Here is a 24,552-nt window from a genome sequence, read left to right as displayed (position 1 = left end):
GTTTCATCGTGTGAAGCCACTACCGCCCGAAACAAGCGCATGCTAGCGATGTGATGTACTGCCTCAGGAGCAACAGCATGCAGCCCCGCAATCCGCTTAGTTTAACCGCCTCACCGAACATCGACGGCTCCGCGCCCGATGCACTGGACCAGTTGCGTCACTGGGTTACAGAGCATGGCGTCGAGGAAATCGAATGCGTCATTCCCGACCTTGCCGGTATCGCACGGGGCAAGGTAATGCCCGCCGCGAAATTCCTGCGCGAGCCGGGCGTTCGCCTGCCGATGTCCACGTTTTTCGCCACCATCAACGGTGATTACACCGAGGAAGCCGGCCCCAAACTATATACCGACCCCGATCTGGTTCTGACCCCTGATTTCGGCGCAATCCGCGCCGTGCCTTGGGCAAATGACCGGTCGCTGCAAATCATGCACGACGCCCAGACCGAGGATGGCGAAGCCTTTGCGCTGGCTCCTCGTCAGGTTCTGCAACGTGTCGTTGATATGTATAATGATCGCGGCTGGTATCCGATTGTCGCACCTGAGCTGGAATTCTATCTGGTCAAACCGAACCACGATCCCGATTACCCGCTAGAACCCCCTGTTGGACGTTCTGGCCGTCAAAGCATGGGCAATCAGGCTTTCTCCCTCTCCGCAGTGGATGAGTATGACGAGGTTATCGAGCTGATCTATGATTATGCCGATGCGCAAAACCTGGCCATCGACACGATCATTCAGGAGGCCGGACCCGCCCAGCTGGAAATCAACATGCTGCACGGTGATCCGGTCAAGCTGGCAGACGAGGTGTTTCTGTTCAAACGCCTGATCCGCGAGGCCGCATTGCGCGGCGGCACCTATGCGACCTTCATGGCGAAGCCCTATGGCAACCAGGTCGGCTCCGCGATGCATATCCATATGAGCGTTACCGATGCGCAGGGTGGCAATATCTTCTCCGGCCCCGATGGTAAGGCGACAGCACTGCACGACGCCTTTGTCGGTGGTCAGCAGGGGCATTTCCATGCGGCGACTGCCTTGGTCGCGCCCTATGTGAACTCGTACCGTCGTTTGATCCCCGGGTGGTCCGCGCCGATCAACCTCGACTGGGGAGAGGACAACCGCACCACCGGATTGCGTTCGCCCCGTGCAACCCCTGCTGCGCGCCGCGTTGAGAACCGTGTCGCGGGCGCGGATGCGAACCCGTATCTGGCGCTGGCGGCAACGCTGGCCTGTGGCTATCTGGGCCTGACGGAGCAGATCAAGCCGCGCGTGCGGGTCAAGGGCAACAGCTATAGCCGCGACCGCGATCTGCCTGCCTCGCTGCTGGATGCGATTGTTGCCTTGGATGAGAGCGAAGAAATGCGTGCCGTACTGGGCGATCAATTCGTCGATATCTTTACTGCTGTGAAACGGACCGAGCATGAGCAGTTCATGCGCGTAATCTCCCCGTGGGAGCGTCAGCACCTGTTGCTGAACGTCTGATGATCCGGTGCGGGGCCGCAACGCCCCGCACGCACTACATGCGGACCACGATGCCCTCATCAGCGGGCAACGTGCCTGAGGCCACATCTGCATAAACTGCTGACAGCCCCTCTACCCCCGCGACCTCACGTATCTTTAGCCACGTCGCACAGCGTGCAGTGGCATCACGCATAAAGTCATTGGTCCGCTGCGCAAAACCGGCCGTACCCCAATCCGCCATCCGCCGTTCAATATGCGACGGCGCGAAGAAAAAGCCGCTGCGACCGACATCAATCCCGTCATCGCGAACCTCGGCTCGGTGCGTGATACCGACCTGAATACAATGCAGCATTTGCGCGCCCAAGCGTTGATGCAGCGCGCCCAGAACCGCACCGTTTCCAGCCATATCTACGACCACAGTGGGGATATCCGCATCCACCTCGGCCAGCGCATCATAAGTCATAACCGAGGAGTAGACCCCCAACCCTTGCACCATTTGCACATTGCGCGGCGAGGTGACTGCGACAACTTCCGGCGCGCTGTCATCTGCGGCTAATGCATAGGCCAGCCCGATGGCCGTTTTGCTGGACGCGCTGAGCATGATGATCCGCTGCGCCCCATGCCACTGCGCCTCTCGCAATGCGTCCCACAGGCAGAACGACGTGATGAACAGCGGAAACAGCAAAGCCCGCATTGCATCATTGGCAGGATCGTAGTGCGGCTCCGCCAGAACCCGTGTGTAGGTGTTATAGCCAACCGGCAATTTGCGCCGATGGGGCGTCGCATCAATCAAATAACCCGCGCCACTGCGGCCCGGCTGCAACGTCAAATATTGCGCTGGTGGAAAGTAGCCATATAGCCGCTCTCCAACCTCAACTCCCTGTGCATTTGTCGCAACAACATCCGCAAAACCCCAGACCGGCAACACCCCCCAACCGCTCTGCGCGACGGGAAAGAATTGCCAATAGGCCAGTTGATCGCCCACCTGTCCGTAGGTCATGTTGTTGGAGGTAAAGGCGAAAAGATCGACCTTCACCAGCACCTCGCCCTCGGCCAGTGGGGCGTCTGGCGTCACCCGCTCCGCCACGATCCGTGTTTGTGTTAAGGCGTCGCGCTGCACCTGAAATTCCGCCATCTAGTTACCCTCCGCTTTGTCCATATCCACGATAAAGGTCTGAAGCTTGCCCATTGCGGGCATTGCTGCTGCCTTGATCCGCGCCATGATCGCCCGCTTTTCCACCGCCGTTTCCGGAATGCCGGAGGTCAGCGAACTGAACCCATCCAGCCGGTTGGATTTCAGCCAAGCCCGCAGGTCCTTGTCCTGCCCCCAGTTGAACTGGTTCATCATGAAACCGGTCGTGTAGCGCAGGAAATCCGTGTCGTGATTAGGCAGTGGTACAACAGCGCAAAGCCGGTTTTTCTCAACCTGCGTCGCGTATCTCGCCTCAACATGCGCAATGAAGGCCGCGCTGAACACCGGCTGGTAGGGGCGCACCGTTTGCGGGGTAATCAGATCGCCCTGAAACACCGGTTTCGTCTCAAGGTTGGTGATCGCACTGGCCGAGCAATCCACATGCACGATACCCGCACCGGTCGGGATCGCACCATGTTCTAAGGTGATTTGATCCGCACCCAGATAGGTTACCCGGCCCATGCGCACGATATTTTTAATACGCCGTAATTGCTCTAGCTCCAACGCACTGATCGTCGCGCCATGGAACATCGCGGGGCGAACCTGTGGATCGATCCGCAGGAAATAACCACAGGATTCCAACCGGTCGAACATATCATCAACACTATCTGCCGCGGCGATCGCCTCGAACTGGTTGGCCTGCGATCCTATGGACGCGGCAAAAAACTCCTGTGTCGGTTGGGTGTTTTTACGGTCCAATAGCCAAGCGTCTCGCGGCATGATCCAGCGAATATCATCCGCATCAACGCCCTGTTGCAGCAGCCACAAACAGGCATCAATCCCGGTTTTACCGCCACCAATAATAACGAAGCCCTCAGGTGCATCCGTCACCTTGGGCAAGTCGTTCACCGGAATGAACTGCACGCCTGCATCTATCGAAAAGTTGGGAATGTGGGTCGAGGGCGTCGAGGTATTCAGATAGGTCGCATCAACTGTTTTCGCGGCAGTCACCTGATATTGCGCACCGGTTAACCGCGCAGTAAACTGCCCGTCGCCGATGTAATCGCACATCGGGAAATACTGCACCCGACCCGAGGGCAGGAACTGTTCCCGCATCACGGCGTCGAAATAGGCGCTAACCTCTGCTCCGCTTGCCAGATCGTTTAACCCTTGGTTCAGGCCCACCGTGTCGATGGTTCCACGGCTCAACTCACGCGATGATACGCCGTAAAAGGCGGATGGCTGGTGCAATGTGACAAAGGGATAGGCCACATTCCAGTGCCCACCCGGCGCGTGATAGCGATCAACAATCGTGATGCGTGCATCGGTTTCGGCCAGCAGGATATCGGCAAAGGCCATGCCCACGGCGCCGCTGCCTACAATCAGATAATCCGTATCGATTTTTGTGATCGTCATCTGCGCCCTAACTTGCCTCAATAGCTATAACAGTGTTATATTGGTATTTATGGAACAGAACCCTGTCAACAAAACCCAAAACGACGTGGCGTCAGCCAAGGCACGCATCCTCGCGGCGGCCTCGGTCCTATTTTTGCAAGGAGGAGCGCGTGCCCTCAGCGTGCGCGCGGTCGCGGCGCAGGCCGGCGTGTCCACGATAGGCATCTACAGCCACTTTCAGGGCAAGCAGGGCATTCTGGACGCATTATATATTGAGGGTTTTACGCGGGTACTGAACAGCCTGAACGTGGAGCACTCCAGTGAGGATGGCATCCGTCTGGCCGCCGCGAACTACCTTGCCACGGCTGAAGAGTATCAAGCGCATTACCGCCTTATCTTTGGCGAAGCTGACCCCAGCTACACCCCATCAGAGGCTGCGATGCAGGTTGGAGCCGATGCCTTTGCCACATTGGTTCGGCTGATCGCCACAATGTTGCCGCCCGACGCAGATCGCGCAGCACGGCAGGACGCCGCGATGCAGGTCTGGTCATTGATACACGGTGCCGTCGCCCTGCGCCAACACGCGGTGGCGGAACTGGTGGACATGGCGAATTGGCAGCAGCGAACCCTAGATGCACTGGATATGTTGCTGGCCAGCCTTAAAAGGTGATTACTTCTTAAAAGGTGATTGCGGGCGTCAATTGCAGCAGCTCACGGGCGTAATCAGCCTTGGGCGCGGTAAAGAATGCCTCGGATCGCTGCGCCTCAACCACTTTGCCATTTCGCAGCACAGTGATGTCATCCGACATTTGCCGCACGACCGCCAGGTTATGGCTGATGAACAGAATCGTCAGCCCGAACCGTGCCTGTAGATCCTTGAGCAAGTTCAGCACCTGCGCCTGAATCGAGACATCCAGCGCGCTGGTCGGTTCATCACAGATCAGGAATCTCGGCCGCGCCAGCAAGGCCCGCGCCACCGCGATCCGCTGCCGCTGTCCGCCGGAAAACTGATGCGGGTAACGGTCGATGGAATCCGCGCTGAGCCCCACCAAATCCAGCATCGCCGCTGAAATCTGCCGACGGCGTGCGGCATCAGGCTCCAACCCGTATAGCCACAATGGCTCGGACAGGATTTCGCCGATGCGGTGGCGGGCGTTCAGGCTGGAATACGGGTCCTGAAACACCATCTGGATCAGGCGCCGTGACACATGATCGCGCGGGCGCTGTTTTGCCGCGGGCAAGGGGTCACCCGCGAGGGTCATTTGCCCCTCAGCCGGACTGACAAGGCCGGTAATGACCTTGGCCATCGTGGATTTGCCCGATCCGCTTTCACCGACCAGTCCCATCACCGTGCCCGGTCGGACCTGCATAGAAACGGAATCCAATGCGACGAAGGGTTCAGGCTTGGTCCACAAGCTGGTACGGGTGCCCGCGAAACGAACGGTCACGTCCTTCATTTCCAGATCGGCACCGCCCTGCTGCACTCCGTCCAGCAACCATGCCTCGGCATCTGCTCCGGTGAGGCCCGCAGGTGAGGCAACTTTTACCACATCGCTTTCAGGCACCAAGAACCGCTCAACCCGTTTATCAAGGCGCGGAACAGCGTCCATCAGCGCCTTGGTATAGGGGTGTTCGGGCGCGCGCAAAACACGCTCTGTCGGGCCGTGTTCCATGACCTTACCACCACGCAGAACTGTCACGTTATCCGTGATTTGTGCGATAACGCCGATATCATGGGTGATCAGGATGAAGCCGATGCCCCGCGTTTGTGCCAACCGCTTGATCAGGTCCAACACCTGCGATTGCACAGCGACATCCAGCGCAGTGGTCGGTTCGTCCGCGATAATCAACTCTGGATTTGTACACAGCGCCAATGCGATCACGACCCGTTGCCGCATACCGCCCGAGAACTGGTGCGGATAGGCCTTGATGCGGGTGGCGGCCTGCTTGATCCCGATTTCCTCCAACAGCTCAATCGCGCGTGTGCGTGCATCGGAGGTGGAGATATCCTCATGCGCCTGAATGGTTTCGATCAACTGATCCTCAACCGTCATCAACGGGTTCAGGCTGGTCTGTGGATCCTGAAAAATCATCGAGATCCGCGCACCGCGCATCTGATGCGCCTGTGCTGCGGTTAGATTTCGCAGATCCACATCGCCTAGGGTCATGGTGCCCTCAGCAATATAGCCGGGAGGTTGCAGCAGGCCGATCACCGCCGCGCCGATCGTTGATTTTCCGGCGCCGCTTTCCCCGACCAGTCCGTGAATTTCCCCCGGATTCACGGATAGGGACACCCCCTCAATCGCGGTGAAATCGCCATGCCTGCTGGGAAAACGGACCGTAAGCCCCTGAACATCGAGCATTAGTGCAGCCTCGGATTAAAGACATCGCGCAGGAAGTCGCCTAGCAGGTTAATGCTGACAACCAACGCAATCAGGAACAGGGTTGGCACCCACAAAATCCACCACTCACCGGACAGCAGGAACTGCATACCGATACGGATCAAAGTGCCGAGCGAGGGGCTATCCGCCGGCAGGCCAATGCCCAGAAAGCTCAGCGTCGCCTCCAGCAAAATAGCCGAGGCCAGATCGACCGTCATAATCACCAGCAGCGGTCCAAGGATATTGGGCAGGATATGGCGAAACATCACGCGCAGTGGATGCTGCCCCATGATCATCGCCGCCTGCACATATTCCTTGTTCCGCTCGACAAAGGTAGAGGCCCGCGCCGTACGCGCAAAATTCACCCATAGCGACAGCGCAATGGCCAAGGTCAGGACCGCAACCCGCACATCGCCATGCATCTCGGACGGTAAAACACCGCGTGCTATGCCGTCGATCAACAGCGCCGTCAGGATCGCGGGCAGCGCTAATTGCACATCCGCAATCCGCATCACGATGGCATCAAACCGCCCACCGTAATAGCCAGCGGCCAACCCAAGTCCAACACCCAGAACGGTCGCGATAACCATCGCCATCAGTCCGATCAGCAGGGACAGTCGTGCCCCGTACAAAATGGCCGAGATCATATCCCGCCCCTGATCATCCGTACCCAGCGGGAATTGCGCCATGCCGCCATCCTGCCAAACAGGCGGCAACAGGCCGTCCATCAGGCTGAACGACGCCAAATCATAGGGGTCGGTCGAGGCGATCCACGGTGCGAAAACCGCACCTGCGATAACCAGAAAGGCGACCAAGCCGGCGATCATCGCCGCCGGGCTGCGCCGCAACATCCAGAAGCCATCGCTGTGCCAGAAACGTGCCAGCATTACGCGGCCTCCTTCACGCGCAGGCGTGGATCAATAGCAATATATAGAAGGTCCACCGCGAGGTTCACCAAAACGAAGAAAAACGCGATCACGACCAGATAAACCCCCATCACAGGAATATCAACGAACCGGATGGATTCCAGAAACAGCAGGCCCATGCCGGGCCACTGAAAAACGCTCTCGGTCACGATTGAAAACGCGATAACACCGCCAAATTGCAGGCCGATAATGGTAATAACCGGCACCATCGTATTTGCCAGCGCGTGCCGGAAATGCAGCCTCCGCCATGGGATACCACGCGCAGTCGCGAACAGGATGTAGTCGGAGCGCATGACCTCCATCATCTCCGCCCGCACCAACCGCATAGTCAACGTCAACTGGTACACGCCCAGTGTGAACGCGGGCAGGATCAGCGCGCGCCAGCCCTCAACCGTGAACAGGGACGAGGTCCAGCCGCCTATTTGCACCGTGCCACCACGACCAAAGGTCGGTAGCCAGCCAAGCTGTACCCCGAACAGAAAGATCAGCATAATTCCAATAACAAAGGTCGGGATCGAAACGCCCACCAATGTCGTGAGCAATATCGATTGCGTCACGAACCCTCGGGGGTTCAGCGCGGTATACACACCCGCCGGAATCCCGACGAGTAGTGAAATGATAAGCGCGACTGTTCCCAGCTCCAACGTCGCGGGAATACGGTCCGCGATCATCTCCGCCACGGGTTGCCGCGTGCGGTAGGAATAGCCGAAATCGCCCTGTAGCAGATCACCGGTGAAACGCGCGAACTGGAACAAGAACGGGTCGTTCAGGCCCAGTTCCTCACGCAATCGCTCACGATCCTCGACCGTGGTTTCCACACCGGTCATCTGGCTGACCGGATCACCAACGAACCGGAACAGCGAGAATGACAGGAAGGCGACAGCCAACATTACGAAAATCGACTGAAATAGCCGCTTCAGGATAAAATAGACCATCGCCGTTCCTGTCCTTCGATCAGTTTACGCTGACCCAGCGCAACATGAAGAAGTTATCGGCCCGCTGTGTCAGGTCGATATTTTCCTTCGCAGCCCAGATCAGAGGCTGTGTGTACAGAGGAATATACGCGACTTCCTCCTGCGAGATCGCAACCAGTTCGTCAATCAGCGTCTGACGGGTGGCTGGGTCCAGTTCCTGCTGGATCTGTGGCAGCAATTCATCAACGCGGGCGTTGCTGTAGTTGCCGAAGTTCCACGAACCCAGACGGGCCTCATCATCCTGACTGTGCAGCAGGAAGCGGATGGGGTGCTCTGCATCGAATGTGCCCGGGGACCAGCCCAGCAGGTACATATCGAAATCATCGGCGCGCAGTTGCTCCCAATAGTTCCGAACCGGAACCGAGGTCAGCTCTGCATCCAGACCAACAGCCGCGAACATCGAGGACGCGGCACGGCACAGCGCCTCGTCGTTGATGTAGCGGTCATTGGTGCATTTCAGGCCAAAGGAGAACCCATCAGGATAGCCAGCCTCGGCCAGCAGCTCACGCGCACGATCAGGATCATATGCGGGACGCTCGGCATTCGCCTCGGAGAAGCCGGAGATGCCCGCAGGCACCAACTGGCTGGCCGCTTCGATCTTGCCACGCATAACAACGCGGTCGATTGCGTCCATGTTCAGTGCGTGTGCAGCAGCAAGGCGAACCCGTGGATCGGTGAACGGGTTGGTGCCCTCCGTCTCGGACGAATACAGCAGTGCTTCATGCTCATGGCCGAAACCGAACATGATGACGCGGGTTTCTTCGCCCTCGATCACCTTAAAGCCGTCTCGGCCCTCAACCTGACCAACATCCTGCAATGGGATCGGTTCGATGAAGTCGATCTCACCGGATAACAGCGCGGCCAGACCGGTGGAGGAGTTTCCGATTGGCGTGAAGATAGCCTCGGTCACATTGCCCTGCGCCTCATCCCACCAGCCGTCAAACGGCGCGAGAGTCGTGCGCACGCCCGGATCGCGCGAGGACAGCATGAACGGACCAGTGCCGTTTGCCTCACGCGTTGCGAAATTCTCGGAATCGCGTGCGGGCAGCTCAGCACCATTTGCCGCAGCCCAGCCGCTGTCGAGGATCAGGAAGTTCGCGATGGAATCCGGGAACAGCGGGTTCGGCGCGTTCGTCACGAAATCGATAGTGAACTCGTCAACAACGCGAACCTCGGTCACAGGTGCGAACCACGAACGCACGTCGGATGCTTCGGAGGAGGCGCGCTCATACGAGAACATTACGTCCTCGGCGGTGAAATCGGACCCGTCCTGAAACGTTACGCCCTGACGCAGGTTAAAGCGCCAGCCGTTTTCGCCCTCAAGCTGCTCCCACGACGCGGCCAGCGAAGGCTCAATCGCCATGCCCTGATTGCGGCGTACAAGGCCCTCGTAGATATTGTTGAGGAAGGACAGCACAGGCGCCGCGTTCACGGCGTGAGGGTCCATCGTCTGCGGATCAGTTGTGGACGCCCAGCGGAATGTCTCGGCCTGTGCGGCTGTACCGCCCAGAACCACAATCCCTGCCAGCGCGGTGCTGCGCAACAGATGTGCAAGTTTCATGATCCAACTCCATATATCTCTGTATGATTACGGCAAGGTGTACGTTCGCGCGCCAAATCGTCAAGCGAGTATGGCAAAACAACACAGATGCACGCGGAAATTCACGGAAACGTGAGCGGAAAAATCAAAGCGCTTGGATTTCTGCGAACAAATGACAGGCTGGAGTGGTTTGATGCAAAATTATGTGGTGATGGGCGTATCGGGATGCGGAAAATCATCTGTCGGAACCGCCGTGGCCCATGCGCTGGGTGGGCAGTTCATTGATGGTGACGACCTGCACCCGCCGCAAAACATTGCCAAGATGGCGCAGGGGCAGCCTTTGACTGATGCCGACCGTGCGCCGTGGCTGGAACAGATCGGCCAGACCCTATGCATGCAACAGGATGTGACCGTTATCGCCTGCTCCGCGTTAAAGCGTCGTTACCGCGATATCATCCGGCGGGCTGCTGGCCAGCAGGTTACGTTTCTGCACCTATCCGGCACACGGCAGGTGATCGAGAGCCGTATGGCCGCGCGCACCGATCATTTCATGCCGCTATCCTTACTCGACAGCCAGTTCGCCGCCTTGCAGCAGCCATCACAGGATGAGCGCGCAATCACGGTCGATATCGACCAGCCCTTTGACGTGGTGGTCGCGCAAATATTAACGCAGATAAACGGCTGAACTATCAGACGACCACAGCCACTAGACCGACAAAATCACCCACCTTGATCAAGCCCGGACTGTGGCGCGCCGTCAGGATACCATCCAGCCCAGCATAGCAAACATGCGGTGCCTCACCCGTTCGGTCTGCACGCCAAATGCGCGCTATCGCCTGCCCCTTGGCCACCGTATCCCCCATATCGACGAGGTATTCGACCAGCCCAGCCGTCTCTGCAAAAACAAAGCAGCGATCGTCGGGCATATCCAGCTGAATGGTTGGATCCAACTGCACCTGCCCCGCCAGAATACCGGCATGGATCAACAGATTGCGAATGCCCTTATTCGCAACCGCCACGCTATAGGCTGTTGCGGTACCTGCGCCGCCCAGCTCGGTTGTGACAAACACCTTGCCTTGGCTCTCCACCTCCGTATCGAACATGCCGACATTGTCGATTTCCAGCATCCGTGCGGAATAGGGCGCGTTAAAGGCCTGCATCGCGGCCATGCAGGCGACCTCCTGCGCCTTGTCCGGCAGGATATGAGCCGCAGCAAAGGGCAGGAAATCCAGCGTTCGTCCGCCCGAATGAAAATCCAACACGATATCCGCCAGCGGCACCAGTTCCGTCGCGATATAATGGCAAATCTTCTGCGTAACCGGGCCATCCGGCCTCCCCGGAAAGCTGCGATTCATATTGGCGCCATCGACCGGCGAGCATCGCGTCCCCGCAGCAAAGGCAGGCATATTCATCATCGGCAGGATAATCACCCGCCCCGTAATATCCTGCACCTGCAATGATACGGCGAGGCTTTGCAGCGCAATCGGCCCCTCATATTCATCACCATGGTTCGCACCCGTCATCAGCGCGGTAGGCCCCTCACCATTCGCGATCACCGTGATCGGGATCATGACAGAGCCCCATGCGCTGTCATCGCGGCTATGGGGTAATCGCAGAAAGCCGTGCTGCACGCCCTGCCCGTCCAGCGGGATTGTCGAGCTGATGGGGTTCCTGGTCATGATTTCACCCAGAGTTCGCGTGGTGTGGAGCACAGACATTCATGGCCGGTTTCGGTGATCAGGATAGGCTCCGTAATCTCCAACCCGCCATCGTCCAGCCATAGGGCCGGCATAAAGTGGAACGTCATCCCCGCCTGCAACACGGTCGTATCACCGCGCCGGAACGAGATTGTTCGCTCTCCCCAATCGGGTGGATAGCTGATGCCGATTGCATAGCCGCAGCGACTGTCCTTTTCGAAACCTGCCTTGTTCAGTGTCGCATTAAACGCATTCGCAATATCCTGCGCCTGATTGCCCGGCTTTGCCTGTTCTAACCCGGCCGAGATTGCGTCTAGCACTGCGGATTCAGCATCGCGGTATTTTTGCGGCACCTCGCCCAGAAACAGAGTGCGCGATTGCGGGCATTGATAGCGCCGATGCGCGCCTGCAATTTCAAAAAAGGTCGCCTCACCCGTTTTCATCGGACGGTCATCCCATGTCAGATGCGGCGCAGTGGCATCCAGCCCTGATGGCGCCATGGGCACGATTGCGGGGTAATCCCCCCACTGCCCATCCGCACCGCTGATGGCGGTGTGGTAGATTTCAGCGATCAGTTGGTTTTTGCGCAGGCCGGGCTCCGCCACCTCCAGAATGCGCTGATGCATTGCCTCAACAATACGCGCGGCGCGGCGCATATAGGTGATCTCCTGCGTGGACTTCACCGCGCGCTGCCAGTTCACCATGCCAGTCGCATCGGTAAATGTTGCATTAGGCAGACCCGCAATCAGCGTCGCGTGCGCCGAAGCCGTGTAATAGTAATTGTCCATCTCCACACCGATCCGGGCATTCTCCAGTCCCAGCTCAGCCAACAGTGCAGCCAATTCCCTCATCGGGTGCTTTTCAGGGTTCTGCACGAAGCTGTCATCATAGGACCGGATCGACGCATCCTCGGCCATGAACACGGTGCGGTACGCGCCCGTCGCATCCATTGCCCGGCCCCACCAAACGGGCTCGCCCTCCATCCGCAGGATTACACCCTGATGGACGTAGAATGACCAGCCGTCATAGCCGCTGACCCATGACATATTCGACGGGTCCGACACAAAAATCGCATCAAGGCCAGCCGAGGCCATAGCGATACGCAGTCGGGCAATTCGAACCAAGTATTCCTCGGTGGTGAAATTTGCGTCTGGTCCGGTCATCGGCGGTCCCAATCTTTAACAATGCTGATGGTGGGGTGTGCAAATGAAAGTTCGACTGTTTTTTTCACCGTGACAAGTCATCGAACGACATAGAACCGCCATCAGCGGCAAAATACATCGCCCCGAGAGCTAAATATGTTGTTCGAATATGGGAAAACGCATTACTGCGCTAGCGAAGGGTACTTATCACAGGATCGACGCAGGCTCATGGCATACGTCACAGGCTTAGTTCTGTTGGGCGGCCCAGCTATCGGATCTTGCCAATTGGACATCCGAGCAATTCTCGCCGTCAAGAATACGGCTTCGCGACGCAGTATACAAAACCGTGCAACCGGACTGCCACTGAACTTCAAATTCATCAGTCGAACGTTGATGAAAAACCGCGCCGCCACCGGTATGTTCGACCAGAGAGGCAAGATCACGGGCGGCAGGTGGTTCGCTTGCAGCAAGCCGCACGCCGTTGCTCCAACCGTCAATTCTGCCACTATCGCTTTTCACGTGGCACCATCTGTTCAGCCCGGTTCCAGTACAGCCCATATTGCGCAGGAAACTGCCATTCGCGACCCGAGCCATAATATTAAAGCCAAAACCCGGCCCTGTGCGAACATTCAGGAAGTCGATAGAAGTTGCATCCACGACCCGCCAATATGCCGGGTCAATGGTAGCATCATCAGGTTCAACGATGTCCGCAACCTCAACATCAGCCTCACCTACATTGAGCGAAAGGTCGAAGCTCGCGCTCTCATTCCGGCGGGCAGCGTTGCTGATCATATAAACCCTGATGGTCCAGTCGCCTGCGCTAGGCAGAACGCCATCAAAATGTGACCCTGCAATAGACCCGACATGAGCGGCTGCACCAGCATATGGCCCTGTCAGATCGTAATACGCACTGACATTTGAGGAGGTCATATCAACGATCAAGCGCTGCCCCGCATCCGCGCTGACAACGTAATCGACAACCTGATCCCCAACGATTGTGTGTGAGATGACAGCGTCCGATAGACCATCATCAAACTGAACATGCTCGACAATGTGTTGCTGGGCAATTGCAGGCAGAGCAAGGCCATAGGCAAGCATGCCAACCACCAAAAAAGCTGGTAGAACCTTCATCGAGAGCCCCGCAAACAAACATCATGCGCGGGACTGTAAAACATTTAGCCCCAATTGAACACTTATTTTGACCAAACCATCCTCACCAAAATGTAAACATGTGAGGAAATCGAAAGGGGCGCCAAGCACAGAGCGTCCCTTTCATCATATAAAACAACCAGATTCAGCTTTTACCTCTCTGGAATAGAAGCGAAATCAAACCCAGTCCTGCGGAACAGATAATCAGTAATAGTGATACTGCATTTAGCACAGGTGTTGATCCATGCTTAAGCTTATCAAACATTGTGATGGTCAACGGCGAATCTGACCCGACCAGCATCAATGTCGTGTTGAAATTCTCAAAGCTCATCAGGATCGAAACCACTCCCGCTCCCACAATCGCAGGCAGCAGGAACGGCAGCGTGACCTGACGCACCGCGCCCCATTTCGTTGCGCCAAGGTTCAGCGCAGCTTCCTCAAGGCTGAGGTCGAATTTCTGTAAACGCGCCGAAATCACGAGCGTGGCAAAGGTGGTGATGAACGAAAACTGCCCCAGGATCACAAGGATCAGACCGGGTCGCAGACCATCGAACCAAAGCCCTGTTGCATCCTCCAGCGTGTTGGCGACCGTACTGGAAAACACCAGGATCGAAATGCCAAGAATCACGCCCGGGATAATCAGCGGCAGCAGCATCAGGATATACAGAAATCCCCTGCCCCGGAAATTGTGCCGCACGAACAGGAACGCATTACACGTCCCCACGAACACGGCCAGCCCCGCGACCCAGATCGCGACAAAGGCCGATGTTCCGATTGAACGCAGGATCGAGCGTTCGTGGAACACGCCGATAAACGGCGCCTCATCCCCGAAGAACCATGCCATCGTGAAACCTTCCCACGGTAGGGACGGAAACACGCTATCATTGAACGCAAAGGCACACACCACGCTGAGCGGCAGCGCGAGATAGACGAAAAACAACGTCACATAGGCCCGATAGGACCATTTCAGGACGTTGGATTGTGGAACTGTAGGGATCATCTTAGCGCCCCATCGTTTCAGTCAGCGTTTGACGCGACAGCTTTAGCCCAAGGAACACAATGCCCGAGGACAGCGCCAGCAGCAGGAAGCCAAAGGCAGAGCCGAGCTCCCAGTTAAATCGCGTAATGAATTGCGTATAGATCAGCCCCGTGAACCACAGGCTATCCTTACCACCCAGCAAAATCGGCGTCAGGTAATTGCCCAGCGACAGCATAAACACCACGATACAGCCCGAAACGATGCCGGGCATAGCGTGGGGTATGATGATCTCACGCAGGATCGAAACGCCGTTTCCACCCAGATCATAGCCTGCCTCGATCATGCTGTCGTCCAGACTGTCCAGCGTGGTGACCAGCGGCACAATCATGAACAGGATCGAGGTATAGACCAGCCCGACCATGATCGCGGCGTCGTTATACAAAAACTCCACCGGACCAGAGATCAGGCCGATAGATTGCAGCGCGTTCGAGATAATTCCCGTTTCGCGCAACAGGATCATCCAGCCGAATGTCCGCACCAGCTCCGACACCCAGAACGGGATCAGGCACATCAAAAACAAAGTTGTTTTCGTGCGACCACGGGTCATTTTGGCAATGTAATACGCAATCGGAAAGCCGAGGATCAGCGTCAGTGCCGTCGTTGAAATCGACATGATCGCAGTGCGCGCAAAAGTCCGCCAATAAAGCGGCTCGTTGAAAAACACCGCGTAATTGCCAAGGCCGGTTTCATATTCCCGAACGCCGACTTTCTCGCTGATTGAAACGAAAAACAGGCCGATATGGGGGAGGATAATCAGCACGACCAGCCATAGCAGCAGCGGCGCCAGCAGCAGGTAAAAGCCCAGTTTGGATTTATCTGAGGTCATCTTACTGACCTTCAACCAGATAACATCTGGCCTGTTGTGGGTTCCATTGTGCGTAAACCGTATCGCCCTTGTTCAAACCAAGGAAGGTGCCGGTTTGCGGCAGCGTAACGTTCAGGATTTCCCCCGACACCGCGTCACGCAAAATGGCGAGGCTGTTCGCCCCGTTGAACAGAACGCTTTGCACGGTGTAGTTGCGCGCATCCGCACCCAGATCTGCATCCGCTGCGTTTTGCGCCAGCCTGATTGCCTCAGGCCGGATGAAGACCTGCGCCCGCTGACCGGCGGCGACGGTGCCGTTGATGGTCCTCGCCTTTAGCTGCAAACCCTTATCGGTGACCACCTCGACGGCATCACCGTTCACGGCTGTTACCTTACCCTCGAACCGGTTCGCATCCCCGACAAAGCCCGCGACGAATGCGCTGTGGGGTTCGTAATAGAGATCGCGCGCCGTACCGATCTGATCAAAGCGCCCCTTGTTCATCACGGCGATCTTGTCGCTCATCACCAAAGCTTCGGATTGGTCATGCGTGATATAGACGAAGGTGGTGTTAAACTCGGCCTGTAGCGATTTCAGCTCGACCTTCATGTGCTCACGCAGCTTGAGATCCAGCGCGCCCAACGGTTCGTCCAGCAGCAACACATCGGGTTCCAGAACCATGCACCGCGCAATCGCCACACGCTGTTTTTGGCCGCCTGATAGCTGGTCAACCTTGCGATCGGTGATGCCGGGCAGGCCCACACGCTCCAACACCCGCTCAACCCGTGTTTTGATCTCGGACTTGTTCACACCGCGCTGACGCAGGCCGAAGCCAACATTTTCACCGATATTCATCATCGGGAACAGGGCGAGATGCTGAAAAACCATGGAGACGGGGCGCTTGTTCGGCCCGACGCCGATCATGGACTTACCCTTGATCTGTAAATCGCCACTGGTTGGAAACTGGAAACCGGCAATCATGCGCAGCAGAGTAGTTTTACCGCATCCTGATGGTCCAAGGATGGAGAAAAACGACCCCGGCGGGACATCAAAGCTAACCTGATCGACAGCACGAAAATCGTTAAAATCTTTGGTTAGATCGATGCATTCCAAATCGGGAGTGGCAGACATAGGCAAGACCCTTCAATTCAATAAGGAGGGGCGCAGATCGCGCCCCTCCCCACTTCAACATATCCGACCGTTTAGTTCGCCGCGTTGATGCGGTCCAGTGCTGCACCTTCCAGTGCCTCCAGACCGGCGGGAACAGGTGGGTACCACTTGATGTTGTCGATTGCCGCCTGATCGAAGCTGCCCTCGTAGCGGGCCTTCAGATCAGCGCTGACATCAACAGCACCATCGACAGCAGCGGTGAAGTTGCCGGCCGTGTTGGTGATCATCGACGCGATTTCAGGGCGCATAACGAAGTTGATCCAGTCATATGCTGCATCATCCGCGCGACCGCGTGCTGGCAGAACGAATGTATCGATCCAGCCTAGTGCGCCTGCCTCTGGTGCGACAAAGGTGATGTCCGCATCGTCGGCGTTCAGCTGCCAACCGCCAGTATCCCATGCCATTGCGGCAACAACTTCGCCGGAACGCAGCAGGTTCTTGATCTCGTCGCCGCCATCCCAATAGGTTTTGACGTTGGCCTTACACTCGATCAGTGCTGCCTCAACCTGATCCAGAATAGCAGTGTATTCCTCGGTATCGTCATAGGCTGCGAATGGGTCGAGGCCCATGGAATAGGCAAAACCGATCAGCGTTGGACGCTTCAGGCGATAGGAAACACGGCCCGCAACGGATTCGTCACACAGGTCGGTATAGTCAGTCACGTCGCCCGCCTGCGCGGTATTCACGACCAGACCGCTGGTTCCCCAAACATGGGGCAGACCGTAGACTTCACCCTCGAACGTGGTGTTGCCAGCGGTTGCTTCCAGCATGGAGGGGATGAACTGCGCCGCATCGACACGCGACATGTCGATCGGCTTGTAGATGCCGAACTCTTCCTGTGCGCTGGTGATGCGATCCTGACTAGGCTGTGCCAGATCGAATCCGCCGCCATTGGTTGCGCGCAGCTTTGCGATCATTTCTTCGTTGTTGGAGGTTGTGACCTCAACGGTGTGGCCGGTTTCCGCCTCGAACATCTCGATCACATCATCAGGTGCGTAGCCACCCCATGTCAGCAAACGCAGAGTGTCTGCCTGTGCTGCTGTCACAGACATAGCTGTCACCAGAAGCGTCGTTGTGAAAAGTCCCGTTTTCATACCCATGTTCGATTCCTTCGATTTGAGATGGCCGCATTAATGCAAGACATCCGCGCAATGTCCAATTCTTCGATGACCGATCCATGACGTAGCCCGCCCCTGTGCCGCTCGCGAAAATCAGGCATAGCAGTGCGCACCTCGAAAATTGGCGGTTCAACGCTAGTGGGCGGCCATTGCAACAACCAGCGGAAGGCCAAATATCGCCCAGTCATTCAACACATGAACGGCCGTCGAAACCCAGATATTCTTGGTGATGATATATGGCAGCAGCAAAACCATTCTAATCGGCACCAAGGCAACCAATGCTTGAGGCAAGTGCCATTGATAGGTCGGCAAGTGGATTAGCGCGAACAATATCGAGGCCACCAACGCCGCGAGAAAAACCGCCTTCGTGCGCCGAATTCCGACCGAATGATACAACCATGCGAGCATTGCAAGAAACGGTAGAACGGAGAAGATTTCCTCTCCCAAAAGCTGGATAACCGCCTTGAGAAAGAACAAAGCGCGCTCAAAATCTGTGGAGGTCTCGATTATGGCAACCGCAGGATTTCTCGACGTTTCGAACAGGTTAACCGCCAGCGCGCCGACCCCGATCGTAACCGCAGCATTCAGCAGAAAGAAGCCGAGGATTATGACAGCATCATTCCACTGCAACGGTCGGAAAAGAGCTGTCCAGCTTGAGCCGGCGACCAAAATCAATGCACCTAACGGAACCGCGACATAAACGATGGCCGGTATGAAACCGGCCAATCCCGACGGGAATAATGCAAGCGTGGTAAAGAGCAGCCCGACACCCGCTACAACGGCCGCAAGAATAATAACCCAGTCGAATAGAGTCAGCGCAACGGGTCGCCCCCGATAGAAGGGAAAATCATCACCCTTGCGTTCCAACCAGCCAATCAGCAGGTCGTCACCGTCATCGCGTATGTACCGCCCCAAGCTACTCTCCCGCGTTATCAATGCCCCCATTGAAAATTCACAAAACGAATACTTCAGACTTCACTATCCCTACAATTTACGACATTTTTCAATACTTTTGCCTCGCCGAGCCTAAAATTGTGATATTTGGCGGTGACACGTATCATGTTGCACGCACCGCAGGTGATTGCCCGCAGTGCGTGAGACCGGCTCAAATTGCTGCGATCACTGTATCAACAGCACGCGATAAACGGCCGACCATTTCGTCCAATTCAGCCTCTGACGCGATGAAGGGAGGGGCCAGCAGCACGTGATCGCCATTACACCCGTCCCGCGTGCCGGGCATCGGATAGCAAATCAGACCCTCGGCAAAGGCCGCCTTTTTGATCTTACCTGCAAGGCCAAGCGCCGGATCAAAGGGGTGCTTCGTCGCGCGATCCGCTACGAATTCGATCCCCCGAAACAGGCCAACGCCGCGAATATCACCAACATACTGTTTCTGCGCGAAACATGTCTGCAATGCGGATTGCAGGTAGTCACCACGCGCCTGCACTTGCGGGATCAGATCACGCTCCAGTAATTCCGAGACGACGGCAAGACCAGCCGCCGCCGCAACAGGGTGCCCGATATAGGTGTGCCCGTGCTGGAAAAAACCGGTGCCGTCAGCGATGGTCGCGTAAACCGATTTCGAAGCCAGCATCGCGCCAATAGGCTGATAGCCCGCACCCAACCCCTTGGCGACGCACAGGATATCCGGTGCGATACCATCTGCCTGACAGGCAAACAGATGGCCGGTGCGGCCCATACCGCACATCACCTCGTCCAAAATCAGCAGCACACCATGCTGATCGCAAATCTCGCGCACACGTTTGAAATACCCCGGAACGGCAGGAACAGCGCCCAGCGTTGCGCCCACCACAGGCTCCGCAATGAAAGCCATCACGTTTTCCGGCCCCAGACGTTGGATTTCCGTCTCCAACTCATTTGCAACGCGCTGACCATAATCATGCAGCGTTTCATCGGCTGGCCGCTCCGCATATTCATAGCAGGGCGCGATGTGGCTGATCTCCAGCAAGAGTGGGGCGAATTGCTGGCGGCGCAGCGCGTTTCCACCAGCGGACAATGCGCCGATGGTGTTGCCGTGATAGCTTTGCCGACGGGCGATCAGATGCTTGCGCTGTGGCTCACCCCGTTCAACGAAATATTGCCGCGCCAGCTTGATCGCGCTTTCCACCGCCTCGGACCCACCTGAAACGAAGTACACACGGTCCAGATTGCTGGGGGCATTTGCAATCAGCAGATCCGCCAATTTCTCCGCCGGATCGGATGTGAAGAAGCCCGTGTGGGCAAAGGCAAGTTGGTCCACCTGCGCCTTGATCGCGTCGCGCACCCGCGAGTTCGAATGACCAAGGCAAGAAACAGCCGCGCCGCCCGATCCATCAAAATAGCGTTTTCCATCGGCATCAATCAGGTAGCATCCATCGCCCCCAACCGCTGTTGGCAAGTCTGAATGGCAATGGCGGGGAAAAACGTGGCTCATAACGAATGCCTTTCGAGCAGAGAGCGCAACGCCGCGACAGACGCCGCGTTATCGGGGTGCGGCCGGTCGGAATGATCGGTCAAACTGTTTTCAAAACCAACGCGCAGATCACCGCCCTGCTGTGCCGTGGCCAGCAGGCAATCATGCTCACGCGAGCCAAAGGCGCAGACCATCCAGTCCTGCACATCCGGCATCGCGGCACGAAACGGTTCTAGATCAACGGGCGCTGAAACTTGCCCAGCGGAATAGCGGCCCAACACGAATAGGACCGAGGATTGCCCCTGCCCCACAATGCCCAGCGCCTGCCAATCCCGCAGCAATGCGATGTCGGCGGTGTCATAGAGGATATGCTGCACCTCCGCCCCTTGATCCGCGCAGCAGCCATAAACCTTTGCGGCAAGTACGGGGTCGCGGGCGATTTCGCGGATGGAGATCGACGCCCAATCGGGCCGCACCTGCGACAGGCACTGCAACTGGGTTGCGACATCGAAAACCCCGGCAGCCTCGGTTGTAATTTGGATGCGCAGCTCCGGCACGACACGAGTTAGCTCCGCCACCGTTTCGATATATTGGCCAGCATCGAGTGAATGCTGACCCTGTTTATCCCGAATATGCAGGTGCACTGCATCCGCCCCTGCATCACGGCACGACATTGCCGTGGCGACGATCTGATCCGTGGTGATCGGCAGCGTGGCGTGATCGGCTGGACCACGCCGTGCCCCGTTTGGGGCCACCATGATGAAGGGGCGCGTCATGGGTCAGACCTTCATCCGGTTGCCGTCAGGATCATAAAGCGGCCCCTGAACCACAGTCGCATCGAACATCTGACGTGCAATATCGACCTGCACTCGGGCTCCATCCGCAACCATCTGATGCGCATGTCCCAGCGCAACAGGTTTGCCCACGCGATAGCCAAAGGCACAGGAGGACGTTTGCCCGATGATCTGACCGTTCAGATAGATCGGCTCATGCCCCAGCGCGATAGCCGCCTCATCGTCAAATTTCAGAGAGAAGACGCGGGCCTCTTCACCCTTTTCGCGCAGTTCGGCCAAAACCTCCGCGCCGATAAAGCCGCCCTTTTTACGGGTCGCGAAATCCAGACCTGCGGCAATCGGGTTTACGTCGCCGTCCAGTTCATGCCCCATCGCGCAGAAGCCCTTCTCAACCCGCATCGAGGTTTGCGCGAACAGACCAGCGGGCACCGCGCCCTGCGCGACAAAGGCCGCATATAGCGCATTTGCATCCGCCGCCTTGCAGGTGATTTCCCATCCGGCCTCACCCACATAGGACAGGCGCGCAGCGGTCACGTCGATACCCGCGATGCGACCCTGACCAACCTTGAAATATCCCAGATCAATCAGGCCCTCAGCCTGCAATGCCGTGGCGATGCGCGCCGTATCAGGCCCCATCAGGCCCAGCGTTGCATACTCCTCGGTCACGTCGGTTAGGGTAACGTCGTAGCCATCGGAACTGCGGCGAAACCAGCTTAGATCCCGCTTGATCGCATTTGTTCCCACGAACAGGCGGTAATGCTGATCGGCCAGACGATGTGCGGTGATGTCGGATTCGAATGTGCCGCGGCTGTTCAAGACGGCGCTATAAATCACCGATCCTGCCTTACGCTGAACCTGCCCTGCGCAGGTGTGGCGCAGGAATGCCTCCGCATCAGGACCGGTTACGTCGATCTTTCCAAAGGGCGACGCATCGAAGATCGCGGCTTTTTCATGGGCGGCAGTTACCTCGGCCTTTACGTTCTCGAACCAATCCGGCTGGTCAAAGCGCATGGTCGGCTCGGCTGTTTTCCCGAAATAGAGCGGCCGCTCCCATCCATAAACCTGCCCGAAATGCGCGCCTGCCTTACGGTATTCCGCGTCCAGCGGCAGTTTGCTCAGGTCACGGGCGGTTTTCAGCTGCTTACCGGGATATGCAATATCGTAATGCGTGCCCAGAATTTCAGGCGCACGCGCCATCAGGTGATCGATATTGTTAAAGATCGGCGCGAACCGTTTCGCATCCGCCTCAGTCAAATCATATGCCGTGTGGCCGTGCACAATCGCATGGGCCAGGTTCATGCCCGCACCACCGCCCGACGCCATCCCGACGGAGTTCAGGCCGCAGCCAAGGAACAACCCCTTCGTTTCCGCCGTTTCGCCCAGCATAAAGGTGCCATCGGGGGTGAAGCTTTCCGGTCCGTTCAGCAGCATCTTGACCTCGGTTGTTTCCAGCGCGGGCAAGCGGTGCAGAGCGTTCATCATCATCGGCTCGAAGTGATCCCAATCCTCGGGCAGCAATCCGAACTCGAATGCCTCGGTCAGGACACCGGGTGCGATTGGCTTGCCCATCGGCTCGAAGCAACCGACCAGCAGGCCGCCGGAATCGTCGCGGATATACAGGTGGTTATCGTGGTCGGACAGCGTAGGCATGTTGCCGACAATGCCCTCGACCGGTTTGGTCAGCAGATAGAAATGCTCACAGGCCAGCGCGGGAACCTCGGCACCGGCCATTGCGCCAACTTCACGCGACCACAGGCCGGTGCACAATGCGATTGCATCGCATGCGATAGTGCCCTGAGTTGTTTCAACGCCGGTAATGCGCCCGTTTTCGGTTAGAACACCGGTCACGCCTGTCCGCTCGAAAATCTTCGCGCCTAGAGATTTTGCACCCTTAACCAGCGCGGCACAGACATCCGACGGTGAAACACGGCCATCGTCGGGGGACCAGACTGCACCCAGAACGTCTTCGCCGTTCATCATCGGCCAACGCTCCTTGGCCTCCTGCGGTGAGATTGAACGGGCGTCGATGCCGTATGCGTGGGCGAGCGCCTCCTGCCGTTTTACGTGGATCAGCCGGTCGGGGTTCGTTGCGATGGAAAGCGATCCCTTTTGAATCCAGCCAACGGCCTGCCCTGTCTCCTGCTCCAGCTGCGAATACAGATCCACCGAATACTGGATCATCCGCGTCAGGTTTTTCGAATGACGCAGCGCGCGCACCTGCGCCGCAGAATGCCACGTCGTGCCGGATGTCAAGGCGTTACGCTCCAACAAAATGGCATCGGAGACACCCATTTTGGCGAGGTGGTACAGGGTAGAGCACCCCATGATACCGCCGCCGATAACGACAACCGAGGCGTGGGAGGGAAGAGTGTCGGCCATGATTTTTTCCGCAGATTGTGTGTCGTCAGGCTCGCCTGAACGCGCTGTGCATGTGCTACCCTTGCAAGCAAAACAAAATTGGTCAATATTTCTAAAAAATAACGTTTGTTTCACATTGCATAAGGCCACCCGCTATGGACCCGACCCTGAAAAACAGGACAATCGCAAAGCTAAAGGCTGAAATCCCGTCCCTGCCCCGTGGTTTGGGAATCGTGGCGAAATATGTGATCGACCACCCGTCGGATTTCGGGCTGGATTCCATTCGTGTAACGGCAAAAAAGGCGGGGGTAAGCACCTACACCCTTGTCCGCCTAGCTGAGCGCGTCGGCTTCAGCGGTTATGACGAGATGCGTGAGCCATTTCGGCAAGCCCTGGTTTCTGCGGCTGTAATCGTTGAAAAACCTGCATGGGTTGAGCGTTTGCGCGATGGCGGCACACTAGGCACGGTTCAGGCAGAGGCCGCGTTGAACGAGATGGGCATTGTGCAGCGATCGCTGGAACAACAGAACTCCGCGCAGATGGAGCGTGTCGTCACCATGTTGACCGAGGCGCCGACCGTATTTCTAACGGCTGTGCGGGCCAGTTATTCGCTCGCCTATTATCTGCACTATGTAGGGCGGATGGCGCTGCCTTCATTGCAACTGATCCCGCGCCATATGAACAACGCGATTGATGAATTGCATACGGCGCAGGCCGATGATGTGATGATTGCGATCACCTTTACCCCCTATTCGCGCGAAACGATCGAGGCCTGCGCCTTTGCCAAGCGTAAGGGGGTGAAGCTGATCCTGATTTCCGACAGTGAGATTGTATCACCCGACTTCAACGCCGATGAAACGCTGATTGCCTCAGTCCTATCGACCTATCATTTCGGGTGCTATGCCGGCGCGATGGCCCTGATCGAGACGCTGATCGCCATGCTGGTCGCGCGCGGCGGTGATCCAGCGCAGGCCAGAATCACATCCTATGAGGACGTTCGTAAGGACAGCCAAGCCTATTGGGTCGCTCAAAAAAAACGGTAGTTTTATATTGAGCGACCTATTTTG

At 57.2% G+C, this 24,552-nt stretch carries 21 protein-coding genes; 4 read left to right on the top strand and 17 right to left on the bottom strand.

Translation table 11 applies throughout. The features are described from left to right. The first annotated feature begins 77 nt into the window (after positions 1–77). The gene (locus CR254_RS15630) at positions 78–1,475 is read left to right on the top strand and encodes a glutamine synthetase family protein (RefSeq protein WP_097931649.1); all 1,398 of its coding nucleotides are present in this window, start codon (positions 78–80) and stop codon (positions 1,473–1,475) included. A gap of 34 nt (positions 1,476–1,509) precedes the next feature. On the opposite strand, the gene CR254_RS15625 is transcribed toward CR254_RS15630, so the two are convergent. Together CR254_RS15625 and CR254_RS15620 are read right to left on the bottom strand one after the other, a co-directional pair. Beyond that, positions 1,510–2,589 carry a DUF2855 family protein gene (locus tag CR254_RS15625; RefSeq protein WP_097931647.1) on the bottom strand — a complete coding sequence of 360 codons (1,080 nt, stop codon included), beginning with the start codon at positions 2,587–2,589 and terminating at the stop codon, positions 1,510–1,512. Continuing rightward, positions 2,590–4,002, bottom strand: a complete 1,413-nt coding sequence (locus CR254_RS15620; protein WP_097931645.1) for an NAD(P)/FAD-dependent oxidoreductase — start codon at positions 4,000–4,002, stop codon at positions 2,590–2,592. It abuts the gene before it with no gap. A 49-nt stretch (positions 4,003–4,051) separates the two neighbouring features. On the opposite strand from CR254_RS15620, the gene CR254_RS15615 reads away from it, so the two are divergent. Beyond that, positions 4,052–4,651 (top strand): TetR/AcrR family transcriptional regulator, encoded by a 600-nt coding sequence (locus CR254_RS15615; RefSeq protein ID WP_097931643.1) that lies wholly within the window; start codon positions 4,052–4,054, stop codon positions 4,649–4,651. A gap of 7 nt (positions 4,652–4,658) precedes the next feature. Here the strand turns inward: CR254_RS15615 and CR254_RS15610 are convergent, their stop codons facing one another. The 4 genes from CR254_RS15610 to CR254_RS15595 are packed head-to-tail and all read right to left on the bottom strand — an operon-like array spanning position 4,659 to position 9,823. Further along, on the bottom strand, positions 4,659–6,344 hold the full coding sequence (locus CR254_RS15610) for a dipeptide ABC transporter ATP-binding protein (protein ID WP_097931641.1): 1,686 nt from the start codon (positions 6,342–6,344) through the stop codon (positions 4,659–4,661). Further along, a complete protein-coding gene (locus CR254_RS15605; protein WP_097931639.1) occupies positions 6,344–7,249 on the bottom strand; it encodes an ABC transporter permease in 906 nt (301 codons plus the stop codon). The genes CR254_RS15610 and CR254_RS15605 overlap by 1 nt, the downstream gene beginning before the upstream one ends. Beyond that, entirely contained in the window at positions 7,249–8,223 is a 975-nt protein-coding gene (locus CR254_RS15600) for an ABC transporter permease (protein ID WP_097931637.1), read from the bottom strand. The genes CR254_RS15605 and CR254_RS15600 overlap by 1 nt, the downstream gene beginning before the upstream one ends. A gap of 19 nt (positions 8,224–8,242) precedes the next feature. Further along, positions 8,243–9,823 carry an ABC transporter substrate-binding protein gene (locus CR254_RS15595; protein ID WP_097931635.1) on the bottom strand — a complete coding sequence of 527 codons (1,581 nt, stop codon included), beginning with the start codon at positions 9,821–9,823 and terminating at the stop codon, positions 8,243–8,245. Between the two features lie 172 nt (positions 9,824–9,995). On the opposite strand from CR254_RS15595, the gene CR254_RS15590 reads away from it, so the two are divergent. Next, positions 9,996–10,487, top strand: coding sequence for a gluconokinase (locus tag CR254_RS15590; protein ID WP_097931633.1), 492 nt, complete (start codon positions 9,996–9,998; stop codon positions 10,485–10,487). 4 nt (positions 10,488–10,491) lie between these two features. On the opposite strand, the gene doeB is transcribed toward CR254_RS15590, so the two are convergent. The 11 genes from doeB to CR254_RS15535 form a co-directional block, all read right to left on the bottom strand. Beyond that, the gene (gene doeB, locus CR254_RS15585; RefSeq protein ID WP_097931631.1) at positions 10,492–11,481 is read right to left on the bottom strand and encodes a N(2)-acetyl-L-2,4-diaminobutanoate deacetylase DoeB; all 990 of its coding nucleotides are present in this window, start codon (positions 11,479–11,481) and stop codon (positions 10,492–10,494) included. Further along, entirely contained in the window at positions 11,478–12,662 is a 1,185-nt protein-coding gene (locus tag CR254_RS15580) for a M24 family metallopeptidase (RefSeq protein ID WP_097931629.1), read from the bottom strand. The genes doeB and CR254_RS15580 overlap by 4 nt, the downstream gene beginning before the upstream one ends. Before the next feature lie 225 nt (positions 12,663–12,887). Further along, positions 12,888–13,772, bottom strand: coding sequence for an SH3 domain-containing protein (locus tag CR254_RS15575; protein ID WP_097931627.1), 885 nt, complete (start codon positions 13,770–13,772; stop codon positions 12,888–12,890). A 163-nt stretch (positions 13,773–13,935) separates the two neighbouring features. Continuing rightward, positions 13,936–14,790 carry an ABC transporter permease gene (locus CR254_RS15570; RefSeq protein WP_097931625.1) on the bottom strand — a complete coding sequence of 285 codons (855 nt, stop codon included), beginning with the start codon at positions 14,788–14,790 and terminating at the stop codon, positions 13,936–13,938. Between the two features lies 1 nt (position 14,791). Further along, complete coding sequence (locus CR254_RS15565; RefSeq protein ID WP_097931623.1) at positions 14,792–15,655, bottom strand: ABC transporter permease; 864 nt, start codon at positions 15,653–15,655, stop codon at positions 14,792–14,794. A gap of 1 nt (position 15,656) precedes the next feature. After that, entirely contained in the window at positions 15,657–16,763 is a 1,107-nt protein-coding gene (locus tag CR254_RS15560) for an ABC transporter ATP-binding protein (RefSeq protein WP_097931621.1), read from the bottom strand. A gap of 71 nt (positions 16,764–16,834) precedes the next feature. Beyond that, on the bottom strand, positions 16,835–17,896 hold the full coding sequence (locus tag CR254_RS15555) for an extracellular solute-binding protein (RefSeq protein WP_097931733.1): 1,062 nt from the start codon (positions 17,894–17,896) through the stop codon (positions 16,835–16,837). Positions 17,897–18,055: 159 nt separating this feature from the next. After that, complete coding sequence (locus CR254_RS15550; RefSeq protein ID WP_180956032.1) at positions 18,056–18,787, bottom strand: CPBP family glutamic-type intramembrane protease; 732 nt, start codon at positions 18,785–18,787, stop codon at positions 18,056–18,058. A 238-nt stretch (positions 18,788–19,025) separates the two neighbouring features. Then, the gene (locus tag CR254_RS15545; RefSeq protein ID WP_097931618.1) at positions 19,026–20,354 is read right to left on the bottom strand and encodes an aspartate aminotransferase family protein; all 1,329 of its coding nucleotides are present in this window, start codon (positions 20,352–20,354) and stop codon (positions 19,026–19,028) included. Then, positions 20,351–21,109, bottom strand: coding sequence for a beta-keto acid cleavage family enzyme (locus CR254_RS15540; protein ID WP_097931616.1), 759 nt, complete (start codon positions 21,107–21,109; stop codon positions 20,351–20,353). The genes CR254_RS15545 and CR254_RS15540 overlap by 4 nt, the downstream gene beginning before the upstream one ends. A 3-nt stretch (positions 21,110–21,112) precedes the next feature. Beyond that, positions 21,113–23,506 (bottom strand): GcvT family protein, encoded by a 2,394-nt coding sequence (locus CR254_RS15535; RefSeq protein WP_097931614.1) that lies wholly within the window; start codon positions 23,504–23,506, stop codon positions 21,113–21,115. A gap of 134 nt (positions 23,507–23,640) precedes the next feature. Between CR254_RS15535 and CR254_RS15530 the strand changes: the two genes are divergently transcribed. Continuing rightward, complete coding sequence (locus CR254_RS15530) at positions 23,641–24,528, top strand: MurR/RpiR family transcriptional regulator (RefSeq protein ID WP_097931612.1); 888 nt, start codon at positions 23,641–23,643, stop codon at positions 24,526–24,528. The last annotated feature ends 24 nt before the right edge of the window (positions 24,529–24,552 follow it).

The sequence above is a fragment of the Pontivivens marinum genome (assembly GCF_900231835.1).
In the GTDB taxonomy this organism is placed as follows: Bacteria; Pseudomonadota; Alphaproteobacteria; order Rhodobacterales; family Rhodobacteraceae; genus Pontivivens; species Pontivivens marinum.
Note: the sequence above shows the minus strand (reverse complement) of the source record. Positions and strands in the feature narration are given on the sequence as shown.